This window comes from Cupriavidus sp. C2SS-8b (assembly GCF_057073745.1).
Window position 1 is genome coordinate 1928691 of record NZ_CP172717.1, and the last position, 12048, is coordinate 1940738.

Consider the following 12048-nt stretch of genomic DNA (forward strand, 5'->3'; position numbering starts at 1 on the left):
CCTGCCAAAGCCGAATCCGCGCTGGACCAAGGCGACTATAGGAGACAGTTCATGTTGTTCGAATCGATCAATACCGGTTGCCTGGATGGCAACGACACCCCGTGGATGCCCTTTGCTCCGTACAGCAACGACGTGATGATCAAGTACTTCAAGATCGATCCGGTACGCGGAGAGACCATTACCCTGCTGAAGGCGCCCGCCGGCATGGAAATGCCACGGCACCATCACACCGGTACGGTGATCGTCTACACCGTTCAGGGGAGCTGGCGTTACAAAGAGCACGATTGGGTCGCCCATGCTGGCAGCGTCGTCTACGAGACGGCATCGACGCGGCATACGCCCCAGTCAGCGTATGCAGAAGGTCCCGACATCATTACATTCAACATTGTGGCGGGTGAACTGCTGTACCTCGACGACAAGGACAACATCATCGCGGTCGAGAACTGGAAGACCTCGATGGATCGCTACCTCAACTACTGCAGGGCCAACGACATCAAGCCCAAGGACCTGTCTACCTTCGAGGGCTGATCTTTCCATCTGCGCGCTTTATGGTTCGCGCAGTGTCGTGACCAATGAATCGTAACGCCACAAGAGAGACAGGAGGAAACATGACTGCATGGGTTCGCACGAAGGGGCTGCGGCGCTTTCTGGTTGCGCTGATTGGCACAGCCGCCATTCAGGCAAGCGCAGCCGCGGCACCGCCAAGCGCTGTCGACGTACAGAAGATCGCGACGGAGGCCTATATCTATGCCTATCCGATGGTGCTGATGGAGGTGACACGCCGCGTTTCGACCAATGTCGACGCCGCGGATCCCAAAGGCGGAATCCGGGCGCCGATGAACCAGTTCGCGCACGTGGCGGACTTTCCGGACGACAAGTTCGACACGGTGGTTCGCCCGAATGCGGACACACTGTACTCGTCGCTCTGGTTCGACGTCACGCGCGAGCCTCTGATCATCACCGTGCCGGATTCCGGTGATCGCTACTATCTGCTTCCAGCGCTCGACATGTGGACGGACGTCTTCACCTCTCCCGGTACGCGCACGACCGGGAATCGTCCGCGGCAGTTCGCCATTGTCGGACCGCGCTGGCATGGCAAGCTGCCGGCCGGCATGGCCGCCTATGTCTCGCCGACAGCCGTGGGCTGGATGATCGGGCGGACGCAGACCAATGGCGTTTCGGACTATGCATCCGTGCACAAATTCCAGGCTGGCCTGAAGGCCACGCCGCTCAGCGCCTGGGGAAACCCCCGATACGTGCCAGCCAAAAGCAGGAAGGATCCGCAGCAGGACATGAGCGCGCCGGTGGAACAGGTGGCAAGGATGGACGCCGCGAGCTACTTCAAAATGTTCGCCGAACTGATGAAGAACAACCCGCCGCATGCGAACGACTATCCGGTTCTTGACCGCATCGCGCGCATAGGGCTGGTGCCTGGGCAAGCCTTCGAGCTGAACCGTCTGGCACCGGACGTTCAGACCGCGCTCCGGGACGCTCCGGCGGCCGCGCGCAAGCAAATCGCCGAGGCGCTGCCCCGTGCCGGCTCCGTGAGCAACGGCTGGAGAACGATCGTCAATCCAATCGGCACGTACGGCACCGACTACCTGCGCAGAGCGATGGTCGCTTTTGCCGGGCTGGGGGCAAACACGATCGAGGACGCAATCTATCCAATTGCGCTGACGGATGTCGATGGCAAGCCTTTCGACAGTGCGGCGAAGTACGTGATCCATTTCGATAAGGAGCGGCTGCCGCCGGCACGTGCCTTCTGGTCCCTGACGATGTACAACGACCGCCAGTTCTTTGCCGCCAATCCGATCCACCGCTTTGCCATCGGGGATCGAGATCCGGTCAGGTACAACGCGGATGGCTCGCTGGATCTGGTGATCCAGCGCGACCCGCCCAAGGACGCCGAGTCCAACTGGTTGCCGGCGCCCGCGGCAGGCAACTTCTCGATGAATCTCCGCTTGTACCTGCCCATGCCTGAGGCGCTGGACGGTACCTGGAAGCCGCCGGTGGTCCGACGTGTAGCAGGCTGATAACTGAATGCCGGCATGCTGGGTCTTCTGGCGGCGCGTGCGCTCTTGCCATTGAACCGCACAAGTGGGGTGGGAATCGGCCATTCCGTCTATGGCAAGGGCCGCCGTTCGGCCTAAAGAGCCGTTTGCCTCGCAGCAGATGGTTTTGTCAGCCAGCGCGCGAAGGAGGTCGATCCTTGGCAATGGCGACTGTTGAGTAATCGCGAGGTGAACGACCTTGACGCAGCGGTGCAGCTCATTGACTGGTACCGCGTGCGTTGGAGGTGGAATTGTTCTTTCATGTGCTCAAGAACGGCTGTCGGGTCTAGGCTTTGCAGCGACGGGACCGAACTTACCCAGACTTGAATGCAGAGCTGTTGTTCGAACGGGATGGATCGCGCGCGGCATTCACTCTCTACAGAAGAAGCCGCCGAAGACGTCACCGCGTCTGAATGAGATTGTGCGCTTGGTCGCTATGCTCAGCGGCTTACTGGCGCGCAGAGGCGACGGCGAACCGGGGTCAAGACCATCTGGCAGGCCCGCAGCGGGTGATGGATCTCGCCGCCGGCTTCCGGTACGCCCATGAACTTGACGACTGAGATTTGTGTAATCAAATGCCTTTATCCAGTTATCGGACTTAGTAACCGGAACTGATAACGACCGCCAGCCAAATAGACACCCTTCGCCAGATGCGGCAAAGGGCTCGCTACCCATCCGGGATCCCACGGGAACTGGCGGCGAATAATCGTTACAAATGAAGTTCTGGATATACCCCATTTGGGGCTCTTCGCCCGGCACAGGACCGAATCGGCTTGGCGAAGCATTTCCTCGGAAACGGCATGGACACCCTCAAAACACGCGGGGCCAATACTGGTGCTCGCATAGCGCTGTTCGTGCTGAGGCGAGGAAATGCCAGCAAGGCTCTCTTTTCATACCTATTATCCAATCCGTCAGCGCAAGGAATCGTAGTGACAGTGAAACAGCGTTTCGTTGCGATGACCGCCGGTGCTTGTGGCGGGCCACGACTGTCCAGCAGTTTGTTCGCCCACCCTACACGTTTCGGTCGCCGATTCGGGCCGGGGCCCCCGAAGCCTGTAGTGACTTGCAGGATTCGCCCCTCGAGGCGTTGCTGCGGTTTATTTCCGGCAGAGCGTTCCCACGGTTGGTGCAGGCACCTGACGACGCCTTTGTCTCCAATCGCCCAAGTTCCTTGGGCCATGCAAGGAGGAATGTCGACTATGTCCAGTTCAGTTCGTTCCGAAAGCAGTCAGCCACAGCCTGGCGATGACCACGGCTCTACCCGCGTGCCCCTAAGCCTGACGGTCAATGGCACGCTGCATCGCCTCGATATCGACCCGCGCGAATCGCTCCTCGACGTCCTGCGTGAGCGCCTGGACCTCACGGGCACGAAGAAGGGGTGCAACCAGGGCGCGTGCGGGGCCTGCACGGTGATGGTGGACGGGCGCAGGATCAACAGTTGCCTTGCGCTTGCCGCCACCTGCAATGACGCGCACGTCAGCACGATAGAAGGCCTGTCGCCGGCCGACGGCGAATTGCATCCGCTACAGGCCGCGTTTATCGCGCACGACGGGTTTCAATGCGGATTCTGCACGGCCGGCCAGATCATGTCCGGCGTAGCCTGCATTGGCGAGGGTCATGCCACCTCGCCCGAGGAGGTGCGCTTCTGGATGAGCGGCAACATCTGCCGGTGCGGGGCTTACCCGGGAATCGTCGCGGCGGTCGCCGAGGTTGGAGGGAGGCACCTGCCATGATCCCGTTCACACTGCAGAAGGCCAACTCGGAAGCGGAAGCGCTGGCGGCCGCCGCGGGTGGGGCGCGCTTTATCGCCGGCGGCACCACGCTCGTGGACCTGATGCGCGAGCACGTGGAACAGCCCACGCGGCTGGTCGACATCAACGCGCTGCCGCTTGGCCATATCCGCGTGGAGGGCGACGAGCTGATCATCGGCGCGCTGGCGCGCATGTCCGAGGTCGCTGCGCATCCCGATGTCCGGCGCCTCCATCCGGTGATTGCCGAGTCGCTGCTCGAGGGCGCCTCGCCCCAACTACGCAACATGGCCAGCATCGGTGGCAACCTGCTCCAGCGCGTGCGTTGCCCTTACTTCCGCATGCTCGATGCCGCCTGCAACAAGCGCACCCCGGACAGCGGTTGCGCGGCCATCGACGGCCTGCATGCGGGCAATGCCATCCTGGGCGTCAGCGACCATTGCTCGGCAACACATCCGTCCGACCTTGCGGTTGCACTGGTCGCACTGGACGCGGTGGTCTTCGTACATGGCCCGAACGGGTCACGCCACTTTCCCGTCGAAGACCTTTACCGGCTGCCCGGCACCACGCCGCATCTCGAACACACCTTGGTGCCGGGCGAACTCATCGTCGAGGTCCGGGTTCCCCCGCTCGCCTATGCACGGAATGCGCGTTACCTGAAGGTGCGGGACCGGGCCTCGTATGAGTTTGCCCTGGTATCGGCCGCGGCAGCCTTCGAGGTCCGGGATGGCGCGATCCAAGCCGCACGCCTCGCCTGCGGCGGTGTCGGCACCCGGCCGTGGCGCATGCGTACTGCCGAACTCGCCCTGCAAGGCAAAGCGCCGACGCGCGAGAGCTTCGAAGCGGCCGCGCTGGCTACGATCGCAGACGCCTCACCTCTGCCCGGCAACCGATACAAGATCGCGCTGCTGCAACGGACTGTGGTCCGGGCCCTCGAACTCGCGGGAGAAGCCAGATGACGAACGCAAACCATATCGGCCAACCACATGCCCGCATCGACGGGCGCGCCAAAGTGACCGGGAGGGCGCAGTATGCCGCCGACTTCAATCAACCCGGGCAAGCCTATGCGGTCATCGTGGGCGCTTCGATCGGCTTGGGACGAGTGGTCGAGGTCAACGCGGAAGCGGCGCGCAGGCTGCCAGGGGTTTTGGCGGTACTGACCCATGAGAACGCCCCGACACTAGCGTATGCGCCCCACAAAAGCTTTATCGATCCGGCACACGGCGAACGTCTCCATGTCCTGCAGGACGATCGCATCCGCTTCTACGGCCAGCCAGTTGCCGTAGTCGTGGCACACACTCTGGACCAGGCCGAGCATGCGGCCTGCCTGCTGCAGATTCGCTATGCCGGGGAAACGCCGCTCTCCGACCCGCTCGACAAGCGTGCTGAAGCCGTGGTGCCGGAGGCAGGGCGCGAGCCAGGCCCCCATTCGGCCGACCGGGTACGCGGCGACCCCGATGGCGCGCTGGCGGCGGCCGCGGTCAGTGTCGATGCCACCTACGATGCCGCGCGCGAGAATCACCTCCCGATCGAGCCGAACGCCACCATTGCAGCCTGGGAAGGCGAACGCCTGACGCTCTGGAGCAAGAGCCAGTTCGTCGTCAACGAGCAGGCCGAGATCGCGGCGATCTTTGGCATCCAGCCCGAGAACGTCCACGTCATCTGCCCGTTTGTCGGCGGCGCTTTCGGCACCAGCCTGCGCACGTGGCCGCATGTCACGCTGGCGGCGATTGCAGCGCGCGAGGTCGGCAGGCCCGTCAAGCTGGTGCTGTCGCGCAGACAGACCTTCCATCTTGCGGGGCACCGGCCACGGACGATCCAGCGCGTGGCGCTGGCGGCGACGCCGGAGGGCAGGCTGACCGGCATCGTGCACGAAGGCACCGGTGAGACCAGCCGCTATGAGCAGTTCACCGAAGCGCTCACCGCGGTGACGCCATTCCTCTATAGCTGCCCCAATGTGCGCACGCGCTACCGGCTGGTGCCGCTGGACATCGGCACACCGACCTATATGCGGGGCCCGGGCGAAGCCACCGGCGTCTTTGCGCTGGAATGCGCGATGGACGAGCTGGCCCATGCCCTCCGGATGGATCCGCTGGAGCTGCGCCGTCGCAATGAACCCCGACTCGACGAGGGCCTGCAACTGCCCTTCTCCAGCCGCTCCATGCTTGCCTGCTACGAGCGCGGCGGCGATGCGTTCGGGTGGGCCCGCCGCACGCATGCACCCGGCTCGATGCGGGACGGCCGGCTGCGCGTCGGCTGGGGCATGGCCTGTACCACTTACCCGGTCTTCCATGGGCAGGCCAGTGCCCGCGTGCGCCTGCTTGCTGACGGCACCGCCGAAGTGGAAGCCGCTGCCAGCGACATGGGGCCTGGCACCTACACCTCGATCACGCAGATCGCCGCCGAGACACTGGGTCTGCCGATGGACAGCGTACGCTTCAGCCTTGGACGCTCGGATTTCCCGCCCACCCCGCCACACGGCGGCTCCATGACCCTCGCCTCAGTCGGTTCCGCCGTGCGCTCCGCCTGCATGGCGGCGCTGGACCTGCGCCAGGCAAGGGCAGGCGGTACCGATGGCGGCATTGAAGCCAGTGCCACGGCGGGCCCCGATGCCGACGTGCACACCCGCTTCTCCATGCATGCCTTCGGTGCAGTCTTCGTGGAAGTCGCCATCGATCCCGATGTCGGTACGATCCGCGTCCGGCGCGTGGTTGGCGCTTATGGCGCGGGTCGTATCGTGAATCCGCGCCTTGCGGCCAGCCAGTGCACGGGCGGGATGGTCGGTGGCATCGGCATGGCGCTGATGGAGCGGACCGCCCTCGATGCGCGGGATGGCCGGCCCGTAAATGCACATATGGCGGATTACCTCGTGCCCGTCAACCTGGATATCCAGGCACTCGAAGCGCATTTTGTCGACGAGGTCGATACCCATGTTAACGAACTGGGTGTGAAGGGACTGGGAGAAATCGCGCTGGTGGGCGTGGCCCCGGCCGTGGTCAACGCAGTATTTCATGCAACCGGCAAGCGCGTGCGGGAGTTGCCGATCCGCATCGAGCATCTGATCGAACATTAGCTGCGCGTTCGCGCGGGCCTGTCCTACTGTCTGGACAAGGCCCGTGCCCTCATCCCCTTCCTCGGCGTGATGCGCGCCGGTGGTTTCCATCGCACTGCGGTGGAAGCTGGCCTCATCCCGCAGGCCTCAGCATCAACTTCGAGGGCCCACGAAGCTCAAGGAATCCCAACGACGCTACAGCCGAATGATCACCGACTTCAACTGCGTATAGTGCGCAAGCGCTTCCACCCCTTGCTCGCGCCCATAGCCGCTCTGCTTGAACCCACCACATGGCGTCTGCACAATGCCGCCGCTGTACTCGTTCACAACGATCCGACCGGCTTCGAGGGCTCCGGCAACGCGGTGGACACGACCAATGTCGCGGCTCCAGATGCCGGCCGCCAGGCCATAGTCTGAATCGTTCGCGATGCGAATGGCATCCGCCTCGTCTTCAAACCTGATGACACAGAGTACGGGCCCAAAAATCTCCTCACGCGCGATCTCCATTTCGTTACTGACGCCAAGGTAGACGGTCGGCTCGATGAACCAGCCCTCCCCAACTTTCGGCGCCTGTGCCGCGCGGCCGCCAATGGCCGGGACAAGGCCGAGGCGGCGGGCCAAGTCGAAGCTCTCCTGAACCTTGTCGAACTGGGCGCGGGTCGTCATTGGCCCATAGGACGCCTCGGGGTCGGGCCCAACGCGCACACAGGCGACCGAAGCGAGCAGCTTGTCGACAAAGGCGTCGTGGATCGACGCCTGCACGAGCAGCCGCGTGCCTGCCGCGCACCACTGCCCGCCGTTCCAGGTGAAGGCGGTGGTGCATCCCTTTGCCGCGGCATCAAGGTCCGCGTCAGCGAAGACGATATTGGCAGATTTCCCGCCCAGCTCCAGCGTCAGCGGCAGCATGCGGTCAGCGGCGATCCGCCCCAATTCCCGGCCCGCGCGCGTGCTACCCGTGAACGAAATCTTGCGCACCTCGCGATGCCCTGCCATCGCCGGTCCGAGCGCCGGCCCGGTCCCGACCACGACATTCAGGACGCCAGGCGGCAGACCAGCCGCCTCAGCCAGCTTCGCAAAGGCAACCAGCGAACCAGAAGTAAATTCCGATGGCTTGGCGACAACCACGTTGCCGGTGGCAAGCGCGGGCGCGATCGCGCGCGCGGCCTGGTGCAACGGCGCGTTCCAAGGGAGGATCACGCCAATCACGCCGAACGGGTCACGTCGTGTGTAGATGTGGTAGTCCGGTCCGGCGTTGACGACTTCACCATCCATCGTATTGACGATGCCACCGTAGAACTCGAAGTACTGCGCGATCAGGGCCATCAGTTGCGGCATCTCGCGGCCCGGCTTGCCGGTCTCTTCGCTTTCGATGTGGCCCAGCGTCCCGATGCTGTCGCGCACCGAACGGCCGATCTCCACCAGGATACGGCCGCGCTCGGCAGGACGCATGGCACGCCAGTCCGGCAGCGCGCTCGTCGCCGCGGCGACAGCGGCGTCGACATCCGGCTTGCCGCTATCTGCCACCTCGCACAGCGCAATACCAGTGCGCGGATCTGTCTTTTCCATATACCGGCCGGTCGACGGCGGCACATCATTCCCGTTGATGTAGTTCAGCACCCTGTTCATATGCTTCCTCAATATAGATTCTGGCGGTTGGTGTTGTGGTCGCTTCAGCGCCGCTCATGGCTACCTCAAGCTGGCCCAATCGTGGCCCCCGCCAGCATCTCAAGCTGTTGGACGACGCAGGTCATGTCGTCGCTTCCCGCACCGTCGGCCACGGCCGCATCAAAAAACTGCTTGACGATGGCGGACGCGAACATCGGCGCGCCTACGGCTTCGGCCTCTCCGAGTGCCAGCCGCATGTCCTTGCGCATCAGATCCATGCGAAAGCCGAAGTCGAATTTGCGCGACAGGACCTTGTCGGCAAGCAGCGTCTGGACAGCAAAGCCACGCGCCGTGGCGCTTCTGGACAGGACCTGGAGGATCGCGTCCGCAGGGATGCCTGCCTTCACACCGAACAGCACGGCCTCCGCCGCTGTGACAAGCGCCGAACCGGCAATCATGTTGTTGACAAGTTTGAGCGTCTGACCCAGCCCTGGCTGTGTCCCGAGATACGTAACGTCGCCAGCGAATGCCTCGAAAGCCGGTCGCGCGATAGCGAAGGCCTCGGTATCGCCCGATACCATCACGCTGAGCGAACCCGCCTCGGCGCCCGCCACACCACGAGCCAGCGGTGCGTCCAGCGCCTGAATGCCATGCACCGCCAGCGCGGCCGCGAGCCTGCGCGCCACGGTCGGACCCGTTGTCGAATGGTCGACCAGGACTTTCACGGCGTTGGCACCCGCGACGCCGCCCTCGCCTATGGCGACCCGCTCGACGATATCGGGCGTTGGCAGGCAAACCATCACCACCTCTGCACGCTCGCCAACATCGCGGGCATTGGCGCCGCGCGCTGCCCCGATCCGGACGAGGTCATCGATTGCCTGCCCGTTGCTGTCGAATACGGTCACGGGCAGTCCGCGTCGAACCAGATGCCGCGCCATATGCCTTCCCATGGCGCCAAGCCCAATAAAACCGAAGGTCGTCATACAGTGTCTCCTTGCGCTGCAGCGCAAATTTGTGGTGTCCATGGCGCGGTGCGCGCCAACTGCGTCTGCCACGGATGTTAGGAGCGCCGCCGCGCCGCCTCAATCGACATTTCCGACCAGTTCGATTGAGTTCTACTCAAGCACGTTTCGTGCTTCACCATGCATTGGTATCCCGCCGGTCATTTGCGGAAAGCTCAAGCGTGATGGCAGGAAAAGTCGTTTGAGCCAGCCTCTCCCCCCACCTACGATGCGCGAGCGTGCCGGAGGCCCTGTGCCTGTGCACACGAACGCGCTGCCTCAGCGGCGCGATACACCCCATTAGATAAATCAAGGAGACGGCATGGAAACAACCTTGCCAGCAGACGTAGTTGATCGCCCGGCTTCCCTCACCCGCGCGCAGAAGAAGGCGATTGCAGCAGCAACACTCGGCACCGTCGTGGAGTTCGCCGATTGGGTGATCTACGCCACGTTCGCCTCGCTGTTCTCGAAGCACTTCTTCCCCGCCGACAACGAGATGGTGTCGCTGCTGTCAGCGTTCGCCGTGTTCGCTGTCGGCTTCATCATGCGCCCCGTGGGGGGCGCCGTGCTGGGCGCCTACGCCGACCGGCATGGACGCAAGAAGGGACTGACGCTTTCCGTCGCGCTGATGGCCGGCAGCACCATCGCGATCGCGGTATGCCCGGTCTATGCCACGATCGGCATGGCTGCGCCCGTCATCCTGGTTCTGGCCCGGCTGGTGCAAGGTTTTGCGGCTGGCGGGGAATTCGGCTCAGCCTCGACATATCTTGTCGAGTCGGCCGCGCCATCGCGCCGTGCCTTCGCCGGTTCCTGGCAGTACTTCGGCATCCATGCCGGCGTCCTGGTGGCTGCCCTCATCGGCTACGTACTGACACGTGCATTTGATGCACAGGATATGGCGACGATGGGCTGGCGGCTCGGCTTTGCTATTGCCGGCTTGATGGGGTTGGTGGCGCTATGGATCCGGCTATCCGTCGCCGAAACAGATGCCTTCCAACGCAAGGTCGTCCATCACGCCGCGGCGCACCCTTCGCTGCTGGTAGTCACAAGGCACTGGCGTGCTTCGCTGCGCGTAATCGGCATCGCGATGGCGGGCAACCTGACGCTCTACCTCTGGTTGGTGCTGTTTCCCACTTTCGCACATGTGCGGACAGGACTGCCCCTCCAGGATGCCTTCAGTGCAAGCATGATCTCCATCATCCTGTCGCTGGCGGCGATCCCGCTGATCGGAAAACTGGCCGACAGTGTTGGACGCAGGCCTGTCCTGCTGGCGTTCGCTGGGGGCTCGGCGTTGTTTGCTTGGCCCGGCCTGCATTTCCTGGCCAATGACTTCTGGCTAGCGACAGCGATCGTCTGCGTAGGCATGCTGCTCTCGTGCGGTTACGCGGCAACAGCCGCGGCGGTCATGGCCGAACAATTTCCCTCGGAGGTGCGGGCTACCGGCGTGGCACTACCCTATGCCATCTCGGTGACGTTGTTTGGCGGCACCTTGCCGTACATCATGACATCAATGTCGAATGCTGGTTGGGCAGACTATAGCTGGGTCTATATAGCCGCAGTGTGCACGGCAGCTTTCGTCGTGTACGCTTTCATGCCGGAGACCAAGGGGAAAGTCATCGACTAGGGCGGATGTCGCAAGCTTCGGAGCAGAAGTGCTCGCTGCATGCATCGCGCTGCACGCAGCGAGCGGCAATTAGGATTTCTCGGTTACTCGGCAGAGAAATCCGTGGACGCAGACAGTGCCCGCCAGGTTTCCAGTTCCGTGGCTACGGCCTCATTCTTCTGTGCTATGGCTTGGAGCGTATCACTGCCCAGCGGCAGACGCAGCGGCGGCGTCTTCGCGCGAACGAGTTCCACCATGGCTTTCGCTAGTTTCCTCGGATCGCCCGGCTGCTGGTGATTCAACGAAGCCGCCCTGGAGCGTACCGCGCCCGCCGTCTCCGCATAATCTTCAATGATGTTGGGAGACACCGCCAGCGATGAGGCATCGAGAAAATCGGTGCGGAAGTAGCCAGGCTCCACCACCGTAACGTTGATGCCGAGCGGCGCGAGTTCACTGTGCAGCGCCTCGCTCAAACCTTCGACGGCGAACTTGGTCGAGCAATACACGCCAAAACCCGCTGACGACCGATAGCCACCGATCGATGAGAGATTGATGACGTGACCGACCCCTCGGGCGCGCATGGAAGGCAGCACAGCGCGCGTCACATTGAGCAGACCAAAAACGTTGGTCTCGTACAGTCGGCGTGTCTCCGCATCGCTGGATTCCTCGACCGCGCCAAGCAGCCCAAAACCGGCATTGTTCACCAGGACGTCGATGCGACCGAAGCGTTCGAGCGCCGTCCGCACGGCTGTGGCAGCCTCTTGTTCGCTCGTCACGTCGAGCCGCACGGGAAGCACCGCCGGTCCTTCGCCCAGTTCCGCGACGATGGCATCGATGTTGCGGCCGGCCGCAACCACGGCATCGCCGTCTGCCAAGGCAGCTTTGGCGATAAGCGCGCCGATACCGCGTGATGCACCGGTGATCAGCCACACGCGCTTGAAGTTCTGGTCAGGGGTGAGAGGGGAATTCATGGGTTGCTCCTCGAACA

At 63.3% G+C, this 12048-nt stretch carries 10 protein-coding genes; 7 read left to right on the plus strand and 3 right to left on the minus strand.

What is annotated here, in order from left to right; all coding sequences use genetic code 11:
• Positions 1–51: 51 nt before the first annotated feature.
• The 6 genes from ACIGJB_RS25695 to ACIGJB_RS25720 all read left to right on the plus strand — a co-directional run bounded on the left by ACIGJB_RS25695 (position 52) and on the right by ACIGJB_RS25720 (position 6872).
• Positions 52–528 carry a 2,4'-dihydroxyacetophenone dioxygenase family protein gene (locus ACIGJB_RS25695; protein WP_483732796.1) on the plus strand — a complete coding sequence of 159 codons (477 nt, stop codon included), beginning with the start codon at positions 52–54 and terminating at the stop codon, positions 526–528.
• A gap of 80 nt (positions 529–608) precedes the next feature.
• Complete coding sequence (locus ACIGJB_RS25700) at positions 609–2033, plus strand: DUF1254 domain-containing protein (RefSeq protein WP_483732797.1); 1425 nt, start codon at positions 609–611, stop codon at positions 2031–2033.
• A 238-nt stretch (positions 2034–2271) separates the two neighbouring features.
• On the plus strand, positions 2272–2598 hold the full coding sequence (locus ACIGJB_RS25705; protein WP_483732798.1) for an IS4 family transposase: 327 nt from the start codon (positions 2272–2274) through the stop codon (positions 2596–2598).
• A 652-nt stretch (positions 2599–3250) separates the two neighbouring features.
• Positions 3251–3784 (plus strand): (2Fe-2S)-binding protein, encoded by a 534-nt coding sequence (locus ACIGJB_RS25710; RefSeq protein WP_483732799.1) that lies wholly within the window; start codon positions 3251–3253, stop codon positions 3782–3784.
• A complete protein-coding gene (locus tag ACIGJB_RS25715; RefSeq protein ID WP_483732800.1) occupies positions 3781–4758 on the plus strand; it encodes an FAD binding domain-containing protein in 978 nt (325 codons plus the stop codon). Before ACIGJB_RS25710 ends, ACIGJB_RS25715 begins: the two co-directional genes overlap by 4 nt.
• Complete coding sequence (locus tag ACIGJB_RS25720) at positions 4755–6872, plus strand: xanthine dehydrogenase family protein molybdopterin-binding subunit (protein WP_483732801.1); 2118 nt, start codon at positions 4755–4757, stop codon at positions 6870–6872. The genes ACIGJB_RS25715 and ACIGJB_RS25720 overlap by 4 nt, the downstream gene beginning before the upstream one ends.
• A gap of 174 nt (positions 6873–7046) precedes the next feature.
• Here ACIGJB_RS25720 and ACIGJB_RS25725 read toward each other — a convergent pair whose 3' ends face one another.
• Both ACIGJB_RS25725 and ACIGJB_RS25730 read right to left on the minus strand, forming a co-directional pair.
• Complete coding sequence (locus ACIGJB_RS25725; protein WP_483734662.1) at positions 7047–8477, minus strand: aldehyde dehydrogenase family protein; 1431 nt, start codon at positions 8475–8477, stop codon at positions 7047–7049.
• 65 nt (positions 8478–8542) lie between these two features.
• Complete coding sequence (locus ACIGJB_RS25730; RefSeq protein WP_483732802.1) at positions 8543–9439, minus strand: NAD(P)-dependent oxidoreductase; 897 nt, start codon at positions 9437–9439, stop codon at positions 8543–8545.
• A gap of 340 nt (positions 9440–9779) precedes the next feature.
• Between ACIGJB_RS25730 and ACIGJB_RS25735 the strand changes: the two genes are divergently transcribed.
• Positions 9780–11081: an MFS transporter gene (locus ACIGJB_RS25735; protein ID WP_483732803.1), complete on the plus strand. Its 1302-nt coding sequence runs from the start codon at positions 9780–9782 to the stop codon at positions 11079–11081.
• Between the two features lie 83 nt (positions 11082–11164).
• Here ACIGJB_RS25735 and ACIGJB_RS25740 read toward each other — a convergent pair whose 3' ends face one another.
• Positions 11165–12031, minus strand: a complete 867-nt coding sequence (locus tag ACIGJB_RS25740) for an oxidoreductase (RefSeq protein ID WP_483732804.1) — start codon at positions 12029–12031, stop codon at positions 11165–11167.
• Positions 12032–12048: the final 17 nt, after the last annotated feature.

What these genes read in the sequence shown, in the direction of transcription:
- ACIGJB_RS25700 (WP_483732797.1), top strand. Translation starts at nt 609, where the DNA reads ATGACTGCATGGGTTCGCACGAAGGGGCTGCGGCGCTTTCTGGTTGCG.
- ACIGJB_RS25720 (WP_483732801.1), top strand. Translation starts at nt 4,755, where the DNA reads ATGACGAACGCAAACCATATCGGCCAACCACATGCCCGCATCGACGGG.
- ACIGJB_RS25740 (WP_483732804.1), bottom strand. Translation starts at nt 12,031, where the DNA reads ATGAATTCCCCTCTCACCCCTGACCAGAACTTCAAGCGCGTGTGGCTG.
- ACIGJB_RS25730 (WP_483732802.1), bottom strand. Translation starts at nt 9,439, where the DNA reads ATGACGACCTTCGGTTTTATTGGGCTTGGCGCCATGGGAAGGCATATG.
- ACIGJB_RS25710 (WP_483732799.1), top strand. Translation starts at nt 3,251, where the DNA reads ATGTCCAGTTCAGTTCGTTCCGAAAGCAGTCAGCCACAGCCTGGCGAT.
- ACIGJB_RS25735 (WP_483732803.1), top strand. Translation starts at nt 9,780, where the DNA reads ATGGAAACAACCTTGCCAGCAGACGTAGTTGATCGCCCGGCTTCCCTC.
- ACIGJB_RS25715 (WP_483732800.1), top strand. Translation starts at nt 3,781, where the DNA reads ATGATCCCGTTCACACTGCAGAAGGCCAACTCGGAAGCGGAAGCGCTG.
- ACIGJB_RS25695 (WP_483732796.1), top strand. Translation starts at nt 52, where the DNA reads ATGTTGTTCGAATCGATCAATACCGGTTGCCTGGATGGCAACGACACC.
- ACIGJB_RS25725 (WP_483734662.1), bottom strand. Translation starts at nt 8,477, where the DNA reads ATGAACAGGGTGCTGAACTACATCAACGGGAATGATGTGCCGCCGTCG.